This is a genomic window from Halobacillus sp. BAB-2008 (assembly GCF_000328325.1).
GTDB lineage: Bacteria > Bacillota > Bacilli > Bacillales > Halobacillaceae > Halobacillus.
Map to the genome: position 1 here is coordinate 1 of NZ_ANPF01000026.1, position 19,340 is coordinate 19,340.

Here is a 19,340-nt window from a genome sequence, read left to right on the forward strand (position 1 = left end):
CTTCACGATGAAATCGGGGATCAAATCCGCGAAGTCGGCCGTGAATACGGTACGACGACCGGACGTCCGCGCCGTGTCGGCTGGTTCGACAGTGTCGTAGTCCGCCACGCACGCCGTGTGAGCGGAATCACTGATCTATCCTTGAACTCCATCGATGTTTTGACGGGGATCAAGAACCTTAAGATCTGTACGGCCTATAAGTATAAAGGTGAAATTATGGAGGAGTTCCCGGCGAGCCTTAAGGTCCTTGCTGAGTGTGAGCCTGTATATGAAGAAATGCCTGGTTGGGAGGAAGACATCACAGGAGTGAAATCTCTTGGTGAGCTTCCGGCTAACGCGCGCCACTACATCGAGCGTGTGTCTCAACTGACTGGTATCCCGTTGTCTGTCTTCTCTGTGGGTCCGGATCGTTCTCAGACGAACGTCGTCCGCAGCGTGTACAGCGAATAACCGATTGGACGAACGCCTGGCTGTTTCAGTCAGGCGTTTTTTGTTTATGATAGAAAGAAAAGGGGTGTGTGGGATTGAAACGAGTGTGTGTATTTGCCGGGTCCAGTTTGGGAACGGATCCGGTTTATAAAGAGGAAGTGCGGAAGCTTGGGGAAGCGCTCGGGAAGAAAGGAATCGAGCTTGTTTACGGAGGAGCGAAGAGCGGTCTGATGGGCGTGATGGCAGATGAGGTGCTGGCAAACGGCGGTCGGGTGACGGGGGTTATGCCGACGCGGCTGTTTACGAAAGAAATTGCCCATCCGGATGTGACCGAGATGATCGAAGTGGACACGATGCATGAACGGAAGGCGAAAATGAGTGAATTGGCGGACGGCTATATCGCATTGCCCGGAGGATTCGGTACGTGGGAGGAGTTATTCGAGGTTATCAGCTGGGCTCAGATCGGCATTCACACGAAGCCGCTTGCCCTTTTTAATATCAACGGGTATTACACCCCGCTTATGAATCTCGTGGAACATGCCATCGAAGCGGGCTTCGTCCCGGAGGATAACCGCCGGTTCCTGATGCAGGAGAAAGATCCCGTGCAGCTGTTGGAAGCACTGGAATTAAAAATGTAAAAGAAAACCGAGCTGCTGGCAGCTCGGTTGTTAAATGTGGATGGTTTCTATGAAGGAAAGGCCGAAATATCGGTAAGACACTTCGATCCGGTCAATGGATGTATCCTGACTGATACTCAGACCGTAAATCGTCGATGGATTCGAGTCGGTTGCGGCTGCTACTTTCTTGGAAGAAAGCGGCGATGTATCCGGTCCGAGGACGATGGTTTCATAATCCTGCATGTCGTAGGATTCATCGACGAGCGCGTACGTATCTGTAAGTATAAAGCCTTTGTCGGAATCACTGATCTGCATTTTTACATTCGAAGGTGTTTCCTTATTGTTGGTGGCGACGTTCGTAATCTGGATGTCACCGATCCAATTCTGGTTGCCGACAGCGACAATAACGGTCTGTTTGTCCTGTGTGGTACCGATGGAACCATGGGCCAACGGGGGATTGAGCTTTAAGAAACCGATGAAAGAAATCAATAATAGAATGAGGACGAAAGCGACATATCGAAAGATTCTCTTCAACTAGGACCTCCTTTCTCCCTTGTTCACATGTGTATGATAGTGGGACTGGTATCATGATGGAAACTTGCTCTCTACTAAATTAACTATTGCGTTGTCTTTTATGTATGTGGTAAGATAGTTATCGTTGCAGTAAACAAGTGGTTTTTCGGTCCGGTAGTTCAGTTGGTTAGAATGCCTGCCTGTCACGCAGGAGGTCGCGGGTTCGAGTCCCGTCCGGACCGCCATTTTTATTATAACATCTATGTAATGTCGAACACATGAATAATGTGTTACCTGATGATTACAAATTGAATTCTAATATATGGCTCGGTAGAGAAGCCGTAAACCTCACGAATTATCTTCGGTGCAGGCTTTGCGATGAGCGTAATCGTCACCGAAACAGCTTGCAACGCGAAGAGCACATCTTCTTCGAATGATCATCGAAACCAGATAAGGTGCGAAGATCAAACAAACTATTAATAATAGCATGGCTCGGTAGCTCAGTCGGTAGAGCAACGGACTGAAAATCCGTGTGTCGGCGGTTCGATTCCGTCCCGAGCCACTACCAGAACGTCTGCGTATTCTACGCAGGCGTTTTTTGATATTTTATTCTTTGGAAAAAGTTGAAGATTAATAGATAATATTCTAGTGTTACCACATTTAAACTTTAAATATATTGTACTTAAATAGAGTAAATATACACGAATTGTATGTATTTAAACCGTATCTTTCGTAATTTTGCCAAGAAAATTATATCTTCTTTACAATTCGGAATTGTTGTTTTATCAAGCCCTCTGCTGTGATAGATTAAATGAGGATTTTACAGGATTGTTATAAATTCTTATAAATTTATTAATTATACTCAGGAGGACTTGGTAGATGTGGAAGAAAGTTGCTGTCACGGCGGTCGCGGTCACGAGTCTTAGTGTAGGTACAGTTTATGCAGAACGTTCTTTGGACACGGTATACCACGTTTATGTGGATGATAAACCTGTCGGGACGGTCACAGATAAATCGAAGGTCGAGTCGTATTTGGATCAGAAACTTGAAGAAGCGGACGTCCCGGAGGAATGGGATACGAAGTTGGATAAAGACGTTTCCTACAAAGCGGAGCGGGTTTTCTCTGCCGATCCGGAAGAGAAGCAGGTGCTGGATGCGCTTGATGAAGAAGTGCGTGTGACGGTGAACACGGTGCAGGTCAACATTGACGGCCGCCCGGTGGCACACGTTCCGGATGAAGCGGAAGCGGATCAAGTCGTAGAGAAATATAAGGAAGAATACGTTCAGCCGGAAGTGCTCCAGCAGTTGGAGGAAGGCGAACCGGCGGATCCAAAGCCTGGAGAAACGAAGGTGCTGGATGTAAGCCTTGGGGAGAAAGTATCCTATGACGAGCAGGCAGTCCCGGTCCGTTTCGTCGATACGGTGGATGAGGCGGTCGATCGTATAAAAGAAGGGGACACGTTCGATTCCGACCTGACAAAAGAAGAATGGACGACAGCTTATCCAGATGTCGATACACTGCTTACGGATAACCCTGCCCCTTCCCTTGATGTCATCGTCCGGAAGATGCGGGTGAAGGAAGAAGAAGTGGACTATCCGGTCGAAGTCAAACGATCGGACGATCTCTATAAAGGAGAAAAAGAAGTGAAGCAGGAAGGACAGCCTGGTGAAAAAGAAATTCACACCAAGTTCGTCTTTACAAACGGAGAGAAGCAGGAAGAAGAGGTCGTAAAGGAAGAGACGACGAAAGAGCCTGTGAAGAAAGTGATCATCGAAGGTACGAAGGCTGTTCCGTCCAGAGGAGACGGTACGTTCATCTGGCCCGCTGTCGGTGGTGTAATCACAAGTAAGCAGGGAGAAAGATGGGGACGTTATCATAAAGGAATCGATATCGCCGGTGTGAAGGATAAGACGATCAAAGCTGCGGACAATGGGAAAGTCGTGGAAGCAGGCTTCAAGAAGAGTTTCGGCAACAAAGTCGTCATCGACCACGGCAACGGATATGAAACGATCTATGCACATCTCGAGTCGATCGATGTGAAACGGGGCGATGTCGTGAAACAGGGCGGCAAAATCGGGAAAATGGGAACGACCGGCCACTCCACCGGTGTCCATCTCCATTTTGAAATTCATAAAGACGGAGCATTAAAGAATCCTTTGGACTATGTATCCAAATAGATGGATTTGCTATGATTTTCATAGCGGATCTCTGGCTTTTTAATCGTTTTAATCGTTTGATAACAGACGGGTTGGATAGACGAGCAATATGGAGAGAAGATTTGTTCTTTTGGCCAAGCGTTTGTCTTATAAGCGAATCAAGGAGAAACTTTTTAAGAAGAGGGTGGAGGGAAATGGGCAGACTCCAGCGGGATTAGCGGAACAGGTGAGACCCCGGAAGAGCGCAGCGATGAGGAGGCTCACCGGACGCCCCGTGGAAAGCGTCCCATTTCCCGGAACCCGCCCTCTCCACAAGAAATACCCACCTCCATGCAGGAATCCGCTATGATTATTCATAGCGGATTTTTTGTTTGTTTTGGTATAAAACTAAGGGGGACAGGAAGGATCCGTGGAAGCTTTGGAGTCAAATAAGACATTTAGCTTCAAATGAGTTAAAATGAGGGAAAGAAAGAGAAGTCGAAGAAAAGGATGTGACGCAAGGTGGCACAAAAGATTCTAGTAGTAGACGATGAGAAACCGATTGCAGATATATTGAAGTTCAATTTAGAAAAGGAAGGATATGAGGTAGTGTGCGCTCATGATGGGGATGAAGCCATCGCCAAAGCGGACGAAGAGCAGCCGGAGCTGATCCTGCTTGATATCATGCTTCCGAACAAAGACGGAAATGAAGTGTGCAGAGAAGTAAGGAAGCGTCACAATATGCCGATCATCATGCTGACGGCGAAGGATGCAGAAATCGACAAAGTCCTCGGCCTTGAAATGGGTGCGGATGATTACGTGACGAAACCGTTCAGCAACCGGGAATTGATCGCCCGTGTCAAAGCGAATCTCCGCCGTCATCAGCAGGAGCCGGAAGACAGCTCCCAGCAGACGAAGGATATTACGATCGGCCGTTTGTCGATTCATCCTGATGCATACACAGTGACGCGTGACGGCAATTATATCGAGCTTACCCATCGTGAATTCGAACTGCTTCATTATCTGGCCCGCCATATCGGACAGGTCATGACGAGGGAGCATCTGTTGGAAACGGTTTGGGGTTACGACTATTATGGTGACGTCCGGACCGTCGATGTTACGGTACGCCGTCTTCGTGAGAAAATCGAAGAGAATCCAAGTAATCCGATTTGGATCGTCACCCGCCGCGGAGTAGGGTACTATTTGAGAAACCCGGAGCAGGAGTAACGTCTGATGAAGAAAGTCGGCTTTTTTCAGTCGGTTCGGCTGAAATTGATTCTAGTCTACATTTTATTACTTTTACTAGGCATCCAAGTAATTGGGGCCTATTTTGTTAAGCGCTTGGAAGATCAGTTGACGAACAACTTCGAGAGTTCCGTAGAATCGCAGCTGAACTCTCTTACCTTCAGCCTGCAGAATGCCTTCAGCGTCGAGCGTGATGAGGATACGCCATCGCTCGCCTCCGATGTCAACAGTCTGCTCTATTCCCTGGATGATGAGAACATAAGGAAGCTGTGGGTCGTCGACAACAGCCCGAATGTCATCGCCGCCTTCGGTTCGGAAGATGGAATCATCGGCAAAAAGGTGACGGATACGAGAATTACGAAAGTGTTTATTCTGGGAGAGGCGACCGAGCCGAGGAATGTAAGGGACAGCGAGACGAACGAACGGCTCTATGTCGGTTCGAGACCGATTACGAACGAAGCGGGGAATGAGATCGTCGGCGTCCTCCACTACGAGGTATCGACGAACGAGATTTACGAGCAGATGCAGGATATCAACAGCATCTTCGCCAAAGGGACGGTCTTGGCGATCGCCGTTACCGCTTTGCTCGGGATTTTGGTCGCCCGCGCGATTACGAGACCGCTGACGGAAATGGAAGAACAGGCGCAGATCATGGCGACTGGTGACTTTTCGCAGAAGGTCGACGTCAAAGGAAACGATGAAATCGGCCAGCTCGGTCATACGTTCAATGAGCTGAACGATAAACTGAAGCTCTCCCAGGCGACGACGGAAGGAGAGCGGAGAAAGCTGAGTTCGGTCCTTTCCAACATGTCGGATGGTGTCATCGCGACAGACCGGCTTGGTGCAATCATCCTTATGAACGCTCCCGCTTCGAAGCTGATCGGCCGTTCGTTCGAGGACGTTCAGGGACAGTCGCTGATCGATGTGCTTGATTTGAACGATCAGATTGAAGAGATGTCCGAAGTGGAGGAGCAGGGTTCGATGATCATCGATTTGAGCGATGAACAGCAGCAGCTGCTCTTGAAGGCGAACTTCTCTGTCGTCGAGGATGAGAACGACGAAATGGATGGATTCATCACCGTGATCAGTGACGTCACCGAGCAGGAGAAGGTCGAGCAGGAGCGCCGGGAGTTCGTCTCGAACGTATCCCATGAGCTGCGGACGCCGCTTACGACGATGCGCAGCTATATCGAGGCGTTGAATGATGGTGCCTGGCAGGATCCGGAGATCGCTCCGCGCTTCCTTGACGTCACACAGAATGAAACCGACCGGATGATCCGTCTCGTCAACGACCTTTTGCAGCTGACGAAAATGGATCATAAAGAAACGCCGCTGATGAAAGAGCGTGTCGAATTCGGCGGCTTCTTCCACCATGTCATCGATCGGTTCGAGATGAACAAAGATGAGAAAATGACGTTCGTCCGCAACCTATCGGGTAAAGACATGTATGTATGGATCGACAAAGATAAGATTACCCAGGTGCTGGATAACGTCATATCCAATGCCATTAAATATTCACCGGAAGGCGGGACGATCCGCTTCGATGCCCATGCGACAAGGAAACAGCTGCGCGTGAGCATCAAAGATGAAGGGATCGGGATGCCGCCGGATACGGTCGATAAGATTTTCGATCGTTTCTACCGGGTCGACAAATCCCGTGCCCGGGAAATGGGCGGGACCGGACTCGGGCTCGCTATTGCCCGGGAAATGATTGAAGCCCACCACGGGAAGATCTGGGCGGAAAGTAAAGAAGGAAAAGGGACGACCGTCCACTTTACGCTGCCGCTCATTCAGAAGCGGAGGGGACAATCGTGAAGAGAGAAACGATGAAGACCGTCGTTTTGATTATATTGATCGCTTTCAGTCTCGTGCTGACCGTTGCGCTATGGAACTATCAGCCGGTGGCGGAAAGTGACGACAGTGAAAATACGCTTATCGACGATACGACACTGGACAATCTCGGTCAGGAACGGACATTATCGGAACTGATCGAACCGGAAAAGGTCGTCTTCCATGATCAGGGGAACTTCTATGCCTACAAAGAGGAGCTGGAACGCTCGTCCTTTTATAAAGATATGCAGGAGTGGACGCTCAACAACTTGAACGTCAATCCGAAGGAAATATCGGCAGACCAGCAGAAGGATGCGGTGGAGGTTATTTTCCCTGCCCAGGTACCGGTCAAAGTGATCGGGGACCTTTTCCAAGTGGACAAAGAGCAGATCGAGAACGTCCGGCAGAAATTCGACCGTGTCTTTTTGACCGCTCCTCAAGGGGAAAAGGCACCCAGTTATCAAGTGTGGTTCGTCAATACGGAAGAACAAGCTCCTGTGCTCCGGGCTACAATCAACTCCGCTGATGGTGACCGTGCTTTTCGTGAGCTGGAAGACGAGCAGAAGCTGAACAAGCAGCTCCGTCTCTCCGATGCTTTCCCTAATGCGGATACTTCGGCGTATGACCATATTTATATCCCGGAGAAGCGTAAGAACATCGAAGAATATGTGCTTCAAACCGATCCTGTACCGATCGCTACACTGAGGAATGCATTGTTTCCGTCGACTTCCCTTGTATCCAGGTACAAAACAAGCAGCGGGGAACCGAGATTCCGGGCTTCCGAAGGGCGTCGCCTTGATGTATTGGACGGCGACCGGCGGATGGAATATCTCTACATGATTCCGAACTCGGTCAATTCCGGCAACTTGGACGGCTATGAGCTGCTGCGACGCAGCATTACGGACGTCAACGGCCACCTTGGCTGGACGAACCAGTTCCAGCTCGTCTCCAATTCTTCCGATATGGTCCAGTACCGGATGAAATACAATGATATTCCAGTCATGGAAGGGCAGGGGACCTATCAGCTGGCGACGATCGCCCTATCGTATGAGCAGGACGAGATCCAGCGCTACATCCGTCCACTTGTTAAATTCAAGACGATTTCGGAAACGATCGGAGCGCTGGAATCCGGAGAAGAAGTCGTTCGTTATCTGCAGAACAATAACATCGACTACGCTTCCATTCAGGATATCCGGATCAGCTACACGCTGGAGGAACAGACGAACAGGCTTGCTTATAATCTGATTCCGGAATGGTATATCCAGACGTCTTCCGGATGGCAGCCGTTATTTGAAAGGAACCAAGGTCAGAATGAAGAGATTTCTTAAGCAGGGAGGCGGAGAAGATGCAGTGGGGTCAAATTAAATTGTTATTCATTCTCAGCTTCCTTGTGCTGGACATCTTCTTGTTCACCCAGTTCCTTGATAAACAGGAAGAAACCGAGCTGAGTCAAATATCAACAGAATCCGAAAACGCGGAAGAAGAGCTTGCTTCAAACGATATCACCTTTGCCGACGATGTACTTGCGGAGGAGGTGCCTAACGTAGAAGGGCTGCAATCGCGGATTAATGACGAACTGTTGGAGGAGATCGACTCGCAGGTGGAGGAGGTCGATAAAGATGAACAGTCGGTCGAGGTGGAAGATAACGTCGTCCGCGGCACCTTCAATGAACCGATCGAAGTGACGAAGGATGATATTCAAAATAAAGTGAATGAACACATTCCCTTCGGGTCCCAGTATTCGTTCTGGGGTTGGAATGAGGAGCAGGGGGTCGCCCTGTTCTTCCAGAAGGCGAATGACAGGACCGTCTATTTCAATGAGGGTGGCTACCTGCTTGTCGACGTCTCGGGAGGAGACATGAACGGCTATGTCGCAGCCATGCTTTCGTTCGGGGAACCGGAAGCCGGAGAGGCGAGTCAGGGCGGCGACGTTATCGGACCGGTCAACGCTGTCAAGAAGTTGTATGATGCCGGTGAAATCAGCTCTGGTGATGAAATTACAGCGATGAGTATCGGTTACCACAGCAGCTTCAATCTCGAGCCCGGCGAAGACTATGGCCCGCAGATGTTTGCACCGACGTGGAAAGTGACGGTCAATGAAGAAGACAACAAGTTCTTATATGCGTATTCCGGTACGATCATCGACATATCGGAGTCGGATTTCATCGAAGGGGTCCTGTCGAGATATGATCTCAACGAAAGCCCTTCAGAAGAATCAGATGGACAGGGAGATTAAGGAGAAACGAATTAAATGGAGTGTATCGAATGACATTACGTTTTAGTGTACTTGCTTCGGGCAGTACGGGGAACGCGTTTTTTATTGAATCAGGGGAAGAGCGGATTCTGGTGGATGCCGGGCTGAGCGGTAAGAAGATAGAGGGTTTGTTCGATCAGGTCGGCGTCGATCCGAGTACGCTTTCGAGAATCCTCGTCACCCATGAGCACAGTGATCACATCAAGGGTCTCGGAATTATGGCACGGCGCTACAACCTGCCTGTGTATGCGAATGAAAAAACGTGGAAGGCGATGGAAGGCCATATCGGCAAGCTGTCGGTCGACCAGAAATTCGAGTTCAAGATGGAAGAGACGCAGACGTTCGGCGGCTTGGATGTCGAATCGTTCTCCGTATCCCATGATGCGGCCGACCCGATGTTTTACACCTTTCATCAGGACGGCAGAAAAGTGGCGCTCGTCACCGACCTCGGCTATGTATCCGAACGGATCAAGAAGACGGTAGAAGGTGCGGATGCCTATATTTTCGAATCGAATCATGACGTCAGCATGCTGCGGATGGGGCGCTATCCATGGAACGTCAAACGGAGGATCCTCGGGGATTCCGGCCACGTTTCGAACGAAGACTGTGCGCTTGCGTTGACGGATATCATCACAGATAAGACGAAGCGGATCTACCTGGCACACCTCAGTCTCGACAACAACATGAAGGACCTGGCACGTATGTCTGTGAAGAACGTATTGGAAGAGCGGGGATTCGAGCTTGGATCGAGAATTCAACTCCATGACACCGACCCTGAACAGGCGACTCCTATCTTTGAGGTTTAAATGGTTTGAAGTTGCGAAGAATAAGGTAACAATACTTTACAAACCCATGAGGAAAGGCCAGGTGAAGAGGTTTGGGCTATTATGATGATCATTCCCAGTCCGGGCGTGAGAAGAAGCAGCGCAGGCGCTGGGTCATGCCGACGGTCGTCGGCGGCATCCTTGGCGCGGTACTGGTCCTGCTGGCGCTGCCCGCGCTCGTTCAGACGGACTTATTGCCATATGACATCACTATTCCGGAAGATGAAAGCGGACTGGTTAACGACGACCAGGAACTGACCGGGGATACGCAGAAGAATGTCGAACTGGATGTGACGACCCAGATCACCGATATCGTCGGTAAAGTGACACCGTCGGTCGTCGGCGTTGTCAATCTGCAGTCGCAGGAGAACTTCTGGCAGCAGGAAGGCGGCCAACAGGAGGCCGGCGTCGGTTCCGGAGTCATTTATAAGAAAGCGGATGGAACGGCCTATGTCGTGACGAATAACCACGTCATCGAAGGGGCGAATGAAATCGAAGTCGTCTTATCCGATGACACCCGCATCCAGGCAGAGCTGGTCGGAAGTGATATATTCACAGACCTGGCTGTGCTGGAAATGCCGGGAGACCAAGTGGAGCATGTAGCGGAAATCGGGAGCTCGGATGCGCTGAAAGTCGGCGAACCGGCCATTGCCATTGGTAACCCGCTCGGACTCAGCTTCGCAGGATCCGTCACTCAGGGAATCATCAGTGGGAAAGAACGAGCCATTCCGCAGGATTTCGATGGAGACGGCCTGGATGACTGGCAGTCGGAAGTTATTCAGACCGATGCTGCCATTAACCCGGGGAACAGCGGAGGCGCCCTGATCAACATCGACGGTCAGCTGATCGGCATCAACTCCATGAAGATTGCGGAATCCGCTGTGGAAGGAATCGGCTTTGCCATTCCGATCGATGCGGCGAAACCGATCATCGATGAGTTGGAAGAGTTCGGACAGGTGAACCGCCCGTATATCGGTGTGGAGGCTTATGGATTGAATGAAGTACCGACATCCGAATGGAGAGGCACGTTGAATCTTCCGGAGGATGTAGAAGGCGGCCTTTATATCCGCAGCATCCGTCAAATGTCTCCAGCTGCCAAAGCAGGCTTGGAGCCGCTTGATGTCATCACGGAATTGGACGGCAATGGAGTCGAGAATATCATCGACCTCCGGAAATACCTCTATGATGAGAAGGATCCGGGAGAAGAGTTGGAAGTCACGTACTATCGTGATGGAGAAAAGAATACGACAACCGTGACCTTAGGATCACAAGAGTAAAGTACCCACAATCGGGTGCTTTTCTTTTGTCATCATTCGATAATTTTCGCTTTTATTCCACAGAAACTTATCCACACCCTGTGAATACTTCTCTGGATAAGTCATATATATGGTATAAGAATCTATGTTCGCCACCATATAGCTGAGTCGCTTGTGAATATGTGGATAAAATCTGTGTATAACCTGTTTATAGTGTGGGGTTACCTGTGAATATCAGAAAATTAACAAGTTTTGTGCATAAGTCTGTGGACAAATGTGGGTAACTATTTCCGTTAGCGGAATTTTTCCACATGTGAATAATAAATTGGCTTTTTCTTTCTTGAAAAAGGAGTGGAAATTCACGGACAGATCCGCTGGATTTTGTCTAAAAGTAACGTCCCCCGATAGTAGGCCGAAAAAAACCGGACGCTCCCGCCTCTCTATGGAGAGGACGGACAAGCATCCGGTTTTTTCGTTTTATCCGATTGTTTTGTCTTCTTTCCACGTCTTCTTGATCAGCTTCGTCAATGCCAGGACGGCGATCAAGTTGGGCAGGACCATCAGAGCGTTGAAGGTGTCGGCCATTTCCCAGACGAAATCGACTTGCACAAGCGCACCGAGGACGATGCAGACAAGGACGATGGCGCGGTAGACGGGAACCCTTTTCTCCCCGAACAGGAACTTGACGTTGACTTCTCCGAAGTATGCCCAGCCGAGGATCGTCGTGAAGGCGAAGAACAGCAGGCAGACGGCGATGAACGGGACGCCGAATTCGCCTAAGCCGCGGGCGAAGCCTTCCTGAGTGATGGCGCTGCTTGCGAGACCGGAATGATGGGCATCGGTGACGAGGATGACCATCGCCGTCATCGTACAGATGATGGCTGTGTCGATGAACACACCGACCATTGCGACAAGTCCCTGCTGCGACGGCTTCTTCACATTCGCGACTGCGTGTGCGTGCGGGGTCGAACCCATTCCGGCTTCGTTGGAGAACAAGCCGCGGGCAAGGCCGTAACGAATCGCTTCTTTGATCGTTGCACCGAGAACACCGCCGCCCGCTGCTTCCGGACTGATGGCCGATTCAACGATCAGGGCGATCGTCGGCAGGACATGATCCCAATATTGGATGAGAATGACGAGACTTCCGATGATGTACAAGAGAGCCATGACGGGAACGACGTTACCTGCGAAGCTTGAGATTCGGTTGATGCCGCCGAACAGGATCAAGCCGATCAACACGGCGATGACGACGCCGATGATCAGGTTGACGAATGGCGATGTGGTCCCTGTCGCCTCGTTCATCGCTGTCGTAATGGCGTTCGACTGGACCATATTGCCGACGAATCCGAGAGCGATGATGATCGCGACCGCGAAAAAGCCGGCCAGCCACTTGCTTCCGAGTCCGTCGCGGATGTAGTAGGCAGGGCCGCCGTGCACCTGATCGCCCTTCTTCACTTTATAGAGTTGAGCGAGTACGGCCTCTGCGAAAATCGTGGCCATCCCGAAGAATGAGCTGATCCACATCCAAAAGATCGCTCCCGGACCGCCGGCTGCGATGGCTGTCGCTACACCGGCGAGGTTACCGGTTCCGACCTGGGCGGAGATGGATGTCGCGAGGGCTTTGAATGAATGGATACCTTCCTGCTTCTCCTTCTTGAACAGGGGAGCGAACGTCTGCTTGAACCCCTCTCCGAGATACCGGACCTGGATGAAGCGAAGCTGGAGCGTGAGCCATACGCCGGTGCCAAGAAGGAAAATGAGCATGACCGGGCCCCATAAGAAACTATTTATATGAATGAATACGTCTGTTAATCGTTCCAATTTTCTGTCCCTTCCTTTTCTAATGTACGAGTATAGGGACGAGTATCGCACGTGAAAACGTTTTTCAGCAAGGATTATTTCCCGGAAATCGAACGTTGGCGGGAATTTGGAAGGGAATTCGGCAGGTTTTATGAAGAAAATGGAGGAGATGGGATAGAGAAGAAAAAAAGAAACCCGTTACGGGTTTCTTTTTGGGAGTTCTAAAAGAAGAGACGGACCTTTACAGCAAGCCATCACAGCCCTGTTTGATCGACACCATATTCTGCTTGTTCCGGAGTGAATCCGTCGAACTCCAGTTGATCGACCAATTCACTTCTTGAAAAGGACATGACGTCCAGGTATTCCTGTGCTTTCTTGCCGGCCTGTTCGTTCCAGTCGACATCCAAGCTCTCGACAGCCAGGGTCGCTTCCTCATTGGAGAACCCCTCGAACTCTAATTGTTCGATCAACCCGCTCTTCGAAAAGGCCAATATGTTGATGTATTCCACGGCTTTTCCGTCCGCGTTTTCTTGGGAAACAGAGGCGTCTTCTGCTGCTGCTTCCTCCACAGGTGCTTCTTCCTGAGCAGCTTCTTCCGTCGGCTCCGTCTCGCTTGTAAGAGGTTCTTCCAAAGCAAAATCTTCCGTGTCTGTGATCAAAGACGCATCCCCTACACCAGCTGCAATTCCTCCGGCAACTGCAACAGCCATCCACAAAATCCACCAGTCCTTGTAAATGTTCATGGTTCCCCTCCAAATTATTCCTTTGTCATTTCAAGAACTATATTACCATTAAAAGGGGAAAAAGGTGTACAACGACCTATCGAATGTGTTTTTCTTTATAGGATCTACGGACCGGATCGAAGCGAGGGGGAAGAGATAGACTTGCGGAAAGGGCTGACGGTGAACGCTCCGGAAAATTATTTCTTCCTATTAAAGGCTTTATCCTTAATCTTTTTGAACGTCTCGGACGATGTATCGACGGTCTTATCGAATGCTTCCGTCCCTTTCTCCGACGCTTTCTTGATGATGTTGCCGGAGGAATCAAGGGTCTTGCCGATCAGGCCGCCTTCCCCGGTAATCGATTTAATGATTTTTCCCGAGGTGTCGACGGTGTTTTGGACGACGTGGTTGGCTTCCTTGGACACGCTTTTGAAGAAGCCGTCTTTTCCTTCCGGGCCTTGTTCCTTATCCTTAGAGTTGTTGTTCGGACTCATCTGATCATCTCCTCTTTGGAATGGATGGTACCGTCTATATGTATGTGCAGGACCGGGCATTATGAGTGAAAAGAGGACCGGCGACAGGAATTCTGCCCGTCTATGTAGTATGGATAGGGATAGCACAGAAGTTCTAAGCGTACCGGGGAACTCGTACAATGAGACGAGTCTTACTTTCCAATGGAGGTGGAGAAGTGAAAAAAAAGTTTCTCACTTGGACCCTTATTCTATATGCCGTTTACGGCATCTTCCTGGCTCTTTATTTCTTTCAGTGGAGCGACATCGGCGTCCCTGCCGCCTATGAGGGGACCGCGGCGGATCCGAAAACGTTCATGAGCGATCGGGAGCTCATGCTCAGTCAGGAATACTCGCGTTATCAGAATTTCCTTTCCTTTCTGGCCGAGCCGCTGGAGTGGATCATCTACCTCGGCGTGATGATTTTCGGTGTTTCGAAGGCCTTCAAGGAATTCGGCAGCAAGGTCTCGCGGTTCACGATCATCCGTGTGCCGTTGTTCGTACTGCTGCTTTTGACGTTGACGACGATCCTGACGTTCCCGTTCGACTACGCCAGACGCCGGCTTTCCGTCGAATACGGCATCTCGACACAGTCGTTCTCGAGCTGGATGCGGGATGAACTGATCGGTTTCTGGATCGGCTATCTCATCATGGCGCTCCTGATCACCGTCCTCTATTTCCTGATGAAAAAGTTCGAACGGCGCTGGTGGCTGATCGCCTGGTTCTTGATGATTCCGTTTCTTTTCTTCATGATGTACCTGCAGCCGGTCGTGATCGATCCGTTATATAACGATTTCAGCGAGCTGCAGAATAAGCAGCTCGAGGAAAAGATCCTCACCCTTGCCGATAATGCCGGCGTACCGGCGGAGCGGGTGTATGAAGTGAACATGTCGGAGAAGACGAACAGCATGAATGCCTACGTGAACGGCATCGGCTCCAACCTGCGGATCGTCCTGTGGGACACGACGTTGAACCGGTTGAAGGAGAACGAAGTGCTGTTCATCATGGCCCATGAAATCGGTCACTATGTGATGAACCACCTGTATTGGAATTTGGCGGGGGTCATCGTCTCCACCTTCTTCGGACTTTTGTTCACGTACCATTTAATGAAGACAGCCGTCCGCAAATGGGGCAGGAAGCTCGGCTTCGATAGAGTCTCCGACATCTCGAGCCTGCCGATGTTCTATCTGCTTCTGACGCTGCTTTCGTTCCTAGCCAATCCGATCGAGCTCGCTATTTCAAGAAATGCGGAGACGGATGCGGACCGCTATGCGATCGAAATGACCGAGGATACCGAGGCGGCGATCGGTTCGTTCCAGGAACTCACCGTCAACGGACTCAGCGACGTCGACCCGCCGGCGCTCGTGAAGTACCTGCGCTACGGCCACCCGACGATGATGGAACGGATCCATATGTTGGAGACATACGGCAAGGATGTGGAGAAAACGGAATGACGGGAAGGGACGCCCTGCACAAGGGTGTCCTTTTTTGAGCTGGTTCCATTTCTGAACATTTGGTAAAATTGGAAATGACGGTTATTGGAAACGCTATCAAAAACGGAGGCGGAGCAGATGCTTTCATTGGAAAACCAACGGAACCACGTATTGGAGACACTGTTCGGAAATGTCGAGCACTGTATCGTCGTTGTCGATAAGGAAGGACTCATCTCTTATATGAACGAAAGCTACTGCCGGTTTCTCGCGGTCGATCAAGCGAAGGTCGGCGGCCGGCATGTGACGGAAGTGATCGAGAACACGCGGATGCACATCGTCGTCGAGACCGGCGAGGAGGAGATGGCGGACCTTCAGCAGATCCGCGGCGACTACATGATCGCCCACCGGATTCCGCTTTATGAAAACGGCGAGATCATCGGTGCGCTCGGCATGGTGCTTTTCCGTGATACGGATGAGTGGAAGATCATGAATTCCCATATCAAGGACCTTCTTTTGGAATTGGAGACATACCGGAGTCAGATGCAGCAGCTGAACGGGGCGAAATACTCGCTGCACGATATCATCAGCCAGTCGCCCGGGATGCTTGCGCTGAAGGAGAAGATCCGCAAGACCGCCCACAGCGACATCTCCATTCTCCTGCGCGGCGAGAGCGGAACGGGCAAGGAGCTGTTCGCCCACAGCATCCATCACTTGAGCGAACGCAGCCATCAGCCGTTCATCAAAGTGAACTGTGCCGCCATTCCGGAGCATCTGATCGAAGCGGAGCTGTTCGGCTATCAGGAGGGTGCCTTCACGGGGGCGAAAAAGGGCGGCAAGCCGGGCAAATTCCAGCTCGCGAACGGCGGGACGCTTTTTCTTGATGAGATCGGGGACATGCCGATGCACGCCCAGGTGAAAATCCTCCGCGTGCTTCAGGAAGGGGAGGTCGAAGCGGTCGGTGCCGTCCATCCGCAGGACATCGACGTCCGGATCATCGCTGCGACCAACCAGTCGCTCGAGGAGATGATCAAGAACCAGACGTTCCGGGAAGATCTCTATTACCGGATCAACGTCGTCCAGATCGATATCCCGCCGCTCCGGGCCAGAGGCGATGACCAGCGCGTCCTTGCGAAATACCTGCTGCAAAAAATCACCGCCCGGACAGGGAAGCGTATCCGGGAGTTCGATGAAGCGGTCGAAGCCTTATTCACGTCCTACCCTTGGCCCGGGAACGTCCGCGAACTCGAAAACGTCATCGAGTCCGCCGTCCACATGGCCGACGGGGAGAAAATTACGCTGATCGATCTTCCTTCCCATCTCACCAGCATGCAGGAAGGGCTCGACGGGGAGCAGTCGCTCAAGGACGTCGTCGAGCATGCGGAGAAGCAAGCCATCGCCCGCGCACTGGACGCCTGCGGCGGTGACAAGACGAAAGCCGCCGCGAGACTCCGGATCGGCAAATCAAGCTTCTATGACAAAGTGAAAAAATACGGCCTCTGATGCCTTCCACGATTCCGGAAACTGTTCCGGAATGATGGAAGGCTTCTTTTTTGCCCTCTTTGTAAGGGTTTTCATGAATATCTATTCATCTATTCCGGTATTCTGGAAAAAGGAATCTGTCGAACGGCGCAGACCCGGCGGTTCGGAAGTTGGCATGGAACTTGCATGTATAAGGGTGAAGGGAGTGGAAAACACATGAAACAAATTTATTCATCTTATCAAGAAGCGGTCAAAGACATAAAAGACCATGCCACGATCATGGTCGGAGGGTTCGGGCTCGTCGGTATTCCGGAGAACTTGATCCTCGCCCTCGTCGAATCGAACGTGAAACACCTCACCGTCATCTCGAACAACTGCGGGGTCGACGATTGGGGGCTCGGACTTCTGCTTAAAAATAAACAAATCGATAAAATGATCGGCTCCTACGTCGGGGAGAACAAGGAATTCGAACGCCAGGTGCTCGCAGGGGAGCTCGAGGTCGAGCTGACGCCGCAGGGGACGCTCGCAGAACGAATCCGTGCAGGCGGCGCGGGTATTCCGGCCTTCTACACACCGGCGGGCGTCGGAACGCCGATTGCGGAAGGCAGGGAAGTGCGGACGTTTGGCGACAAGGAGTACCTCATGCAGACAGGGCTCACCGCCGATTTCAGCCTCGTGCGTGCCTGGAAGGGCGACCGCTACGGCAACCTCGTCTATAACAAGACGGCGCGTAATTTCAACCCGATGATGGCGACAGCAGGAGCCGTCACGATCGCCGAAGTCGAAACGCTCGTCGAACCGGGGGAACTCGATGCCGATCGTATCCATACGCCGGGCATTTACGTCCAAGGATTGATCGAAGGCGCACAGGAGAAGCGGATCGAACGCCGTACCGTCACACAGGCATAATACGAAGGAGGAGAAACAATGGCTGTACAACTCGATAAGAAGCAAGTGAGAGAAATGATCGCAAGACGTGCCGAACAGGAAATTGAAAGCGGTTACTATGTCAATTTAGGGATCGGGATGCCGACGATGGTCGCGAACTACATCCAGGAAGACAAAGAAGTCGTCCTCCAGTCGGAGAACGGACTGCTCGGAATCGGCCGCTTCCCGACCGAAGATGAAGTCGACCCGGATCTGATCAATGCAGGTAAGGAGACGGTCACTGCATCCGTCGGTGCTTCCTACTGCAGCAGCGCCGAATCGTTCGCGATGATCCGCGGCGAGCATTTGGACTTGGCGATCCTCGGCGGCATGGAAGTCGCAGAGAACGGCGACCTCGCCAACTGGATGATCCCGGGGAAAATGATCAAAGGCATGGGCGGCGCGATGGATATCGTCCACGGCTCGAAGAAGGTCGTCATCATCATGGATCACGTCAATAAACATGGCGATCCGAAAATCCTGAAGTCCTGCAGCCTGCCCCTGACCGGTAAAGGCGTCGTCGACCGGATCATCACCGAACGTGCCGTCATGGACGTGACGGAAGAAGGGCTGAAGCTCGTCGAAATCGCCGAAGGCTGGAGCGTCGAAGAAATCGAGGCATCGACAGAAGCAGCACTCATCATCAGCGATGAGCTCGTAAAAATGACTACGTAACCCGGTAGAGGAGGAACCCCCATGGTCAACAATAAAATTGTTTTCATCACAGGAGCAGCAAGCGGAATCGGCTACCAGCTCGGTGCCGCCTTCGCAAGACAAGGAGCGAAGGTCGCCCTCAGCGACATCAACAAGGAGAAGGTCGAACAAGCGGCCGCAGGCTTGAAGGAGGAGGGACTGGAGGCGATCGGACTCGTCTGTGACGTCACGAAGGAAGAGCAGATCAAGGCAGCTGTCGATCAGACGGTCGACACATACGGCCGACTCGACGTCCTCATCAACAATGCGGGACTCCAGCACGTGGCGTCCATCGAAGATTTTCCGACGGAGAAGTTCGAGCTGATCACGAAGATCATGCTTGTCGCGCCGTTCATGGCGACGAAGCACGTCTTCCCGATCATGAAAAAGCAGGGCTTCGGCCGTATTCTCAACATGTCCTCGATCAACGGCCTGATCGGATTCGCCGGAAAATCCGCTTACAACAGCGCGAAGCACGGCGTCATCGGCCTGACCAAAGTGACGGCGCTCGAGGGGGCAGAGCACGGCATCACCGTTAACGCCATCTGCCCGGGCTATGTCGATACGCCGCTCGTCCGCAACCAGCTGGAAGATCTCGCCGCCAACCGCGGCATCGAGCTTGAAAAGGTCTTGGAAGAAGTCATTTACCCGCTCGTTCCACAGAAGCGTCTGC

18 protein-coding genes and 2 tRNA genes are annotated in these 19,340 nt (G+C 51.4%); 16 read left to right on the forward strand and 4 right to left on the reverse strand.

Going from position 1 to position 19,340, the window contains the following annotated elements; all coding sequences use genetic code 11:
• Both D479_RS06550 and D479_RS06555 read left to right on the forward strand, forming a co-directional pair.
• Positions 1–450 (forward strand): adenylosuccinate synthetase (locus D479_RS06550; protein ID WP_008635032.1); only part of this gene is annotated, 450 nt, incomplete at its 5' end.
• 74 nt (positions 451–524) lie between these two features.
• Positions 525–1,067 (forward strand): TIGR00730 family Rossman fold protein, encoded by a 543-nt coding sequence (locus D479_RS06555; RefSeq protein WP_008635034.1) that lies wholly within the window; start codon positions 525–527, stop codon positions 1,065–1,067.
• A gap of 30 nt (positions 1,068–1,097) precedes the next feature.
• Here D479_RS06555 and D479_RS06560 read toward each other — a convergent pair whose 3' ends face one another.
• Entirely contained in the window at positions 1,098–1,580 is a 483-nt protein-coding gene (locus tag D479_RS06560; RefSeq protein ID WP_008635035.1) for a hypothetical protein, read from the reverse strand.
• A gap of 147 nt (positions 1,581–1,727) precedes the next feature.
• Between D479_RS06560 and D479_RS06565 the strand changes: the two genes are divergently transcribed.
• The 9 genes from D479_RS06565 (at position 1,728) to D479_RS06605 (ending at position 11,125) form a co-directional block, all read left to right on the forward strand.
• Positions 1,728–1,804, forward strand: a tRNA-Asp gene (locus D479_RS06565).
• A gap of 244 nt (positions 1,805–2,048) precedes the next feature.
• Positions 2,049–2,121, forward strand: a tRNA-Phe gene (locus tag D479_RS06570).
• A 317-nt stretch (positions 2,122–2,438) separates the two neighbouring features.
• A complete protein-coding gene (locus D479_RS06575; protein ID WP_008635037.1) occupies positions 2,439–3,737 on the forward strand; it encodes a peptidoglycan DD-metalloendopeptidase family protein in 1,299 nt (432 codons plus the stop codon).
• 480 nt (positions 3,738–4,217) lie between these two features.
• The gene (gene yycF / locus D479_RS06580) at positions 4,218–4,922 is read left to right on the forward strand and encodes a response regulator YycF (protein ID WP_008635039.1); all 705 of its coding nucleotides are present in this window, start codon (positions 4,218–4,220) and stop codon (positions 4,920–4,922) included.
• Positions 4,923–4,928: 6 nt separating this feature from the next.
• Positions 4,929–6,755, forward strand: a complete 1,827-nt coding sequence (gene walK, locus D479_RS06585) for a cell wall metabolism sensor histidine kinase WalK (RefSeq protein WP_008635042.1) — start codon at positions 4,929–4,931, stop codon at positions 6,753–6,755.
• Complete coding sequence (yycH, locus tag D479_RS06590; protein WP_008635044.1) at positions 6,752–8,098, forward strand: two-component system activity regulator YycH; 1,347 nt, start codon at positions 6,752–6,754, stop codon at positions 8,096–8,098. The genes walK and yycH overlap by 4 nt, the downstream gene beginning before the upstream one ends.
• Before the next feature lie 17 nt (positions 8,099–8,115).
• A complete protein-coding gene (gene yycI, locus D479_RS06595) occupies positions 8,116–9,006 on the forward strand; it encodes a two-component system regulatory protein YycI (protein WP_008635047.1) in 891 nt (296 codons plus the stop codon).
• 29 nt (positions 9,007–9,035) lie between these two features.
• Positions 9,036–9,830 carry an MBL fold metallo-hydrolase gene (locus D479_RS06600; protein ID WP_008635049.1) on the forward strand — a complete coding sequence of 265 codons (795 nt, stop codon included), beginning with the start codon at positions 9,036–9,038 and terminating at the stop codon, positions 9,828–9,830.
• Positions 9,831–9,901: 71 nt separating this feature from the next.
• Positions 9,902–11,125, forward strand: coding sequence for a trypsin-like peptidase domain-containing protein (locus D479_RS06605; RefSeq protein WP_008635051.1), 1,224 nt, complete (start codon positions 9,902–9,904; stop codon positions 11,123–11,125).
• A 456-nt stretch (positions 11,126–11,581) separates the two neighbouring features.
• On the opposite strand, the gene D479_RS06610 is transcribed toward D479_RS06605, so the two are convergent.
• The 3 genes from D479_RS06610 to D479_RS06620 all read right to left on the reverse strand — a co-directional run bounded on the left by D479_RS06610 (position 11,582) and on the right by D479_RS06620 (position 14,120).
• Positions 11,582–12,925: a sodium:alanine symporter family protein gene (locus D479_RS06610; protein ID WP_008635053.1), complete on the reverse strand. Its 1,344-nt coding sequence runs from the start codon at positions 12,923–12,925 to the stop codon at positions 11,582–11,584.
• A gap of 233 nt (positions 12,926–13,158) precedes the next feature.
• On the reverse strand, positions 13,159–13,647 hold the full coding sequence (locus tag D479_RS06615) for an Ltp family lipoprotein (protein ID WP_008635055.1): 489 nt from the start codon (positions 13,645–13,647) through the stop codon (positions 13,159–13,161).
• Positions 13,648–13,823: 176 nt separating this feature from the next.
• Complete coding sequence (locus D479_RS06620) at positions 13,824–14,120, reverse strand: hypothetical protein (protein WP_008635058.1); 297 nt, start codon at positions 14,118–14,120, stop codon at positions 13,824–13,826.
• A gap of 194 nt (positions 14,121–14,314) precedes the next feature.
• Between D479_RS06620 and D479_RS06625 the strand changes: the two genes are divergently transcribed.
• From D479_RS06625 to D479_RS06645, 5 genes are all read left to right on the forward strand, one after another.
• On the forward strand, positions 14,315–15,589 hold the full coding sequence (locus tag D479_RS06625; protein ID WP_008635061.1) for a M48 family metallopeptidase: 1,275 nt from the start codon (positions 14,315–14,317) through the stop codon (positions 15,587–15,589).
• Between the two features lie 117 nt (positions 15,590–15,706).
• Positions 15,707–17,068 (forward strand): sigma-54-dependent Fis family transcriptional regulator, encoded by a 1,362-nt coding sequence (locus tag D479_RS06630; RefSeq protein ID WP_008635062.1) that lies wholly within the window; start codon positions 15,707–15,709, stop codon positions 17,066–17,068.
• A 195-nt stretch (positions 17,069–17,263) separates the two neighbouring features.
• Entirely contained in the window at positions 17,264–17,956 is a 693-nt protein-coding gene (locus tag D479_RS06635) for a CoA transferase subunit A (protein WP_008635063.1), read from the forward strand.
• A gap of 18 nt (positions 17,957–17,974) precedes the next feature.
• Positions 17,975–18,649, forward strand: coding sequence for a 3-oxoacid CoA-transferase subunit B (locus D479_RS06640; protein ID WP_008635064.1), 675 nt, complete (start codon positions 17,975–17,977; stop codon positions 18,647–18,649).
• A gap of 21 nt (positions 18,650–18,670) precedes the next feature.
• Positions 18,671–19,340 (forward strand): 3-hydroxybutyrate dehydrogenase (locus tag D479_RS06645; RefSeq protein ID WP_008635065.1); only part of this gene is annotated, 670 nt, incomplete at its 3' end.

Bases quoted from the DNA above. Each gene is read 5' to 3' on its own strand.
- D479_RS06575 (WP_008635037.1), top strand. From the start codon at position 2,439: ATGTGGAAGAAAGTTGCTGTCACGGCGGTCGCGGTCACGAGTCTTAGT.
- walK (WP_008635042.1), top strand. From the start codon at position 4,929: ATGAAGAAAGTCGGCTTTTTTCAGTCGGTTCGGCTGAAATTGATTCTA.
- yycI (WP_008635047.1), top strand. From the start codon at position 8,116: ATGCAGTGGGGTCAAATTAAATTGTTATTCATTCTCAGCTTCCTTGTG.
- D479_RS06600 (WP_008635049.1), top strand. From the start codon at position 9,036: ATGACATTACGTTTTAGTGTACTTGCTTCGGGCAGTACGGGGAACGCG.
- D479_RS06615 (WP_008635055.1), bottom strand. From the start codon at position 13,647: ATGAACATTTACAAGGACTGGTGGATTTTGTGGATGGCTGTTGCAGTT.
- D479_RS06620 (WP_008635058.1), bottom strand. From the start codon at position 14,120: ATGAGTCCGAACAACAACTCTAAGGATAAGGAACAAGGCCCGGAAGGA.
- D479_RS06630 (WP_008635062.1), top strand. From the start codon at position 15,707: ATGCTTTCATTGGAAAACCAACGGAACCACGTATTGGAGACACTGTTC.
- D479_RS06635 (WP_008635063.1), top strand. From the start codon at position 17,264: ATGAAACAAATTTATTCATCTTATCAAGAAGCGGTCAAAGACATAAAA.
- D479_RS06640 (WP_008635064.1), top strand. From the start codon at position 17,975: ATGGCTGTACAACTCGATAAGAAGCAAGTGAGAGAAATGATCGCAAGA.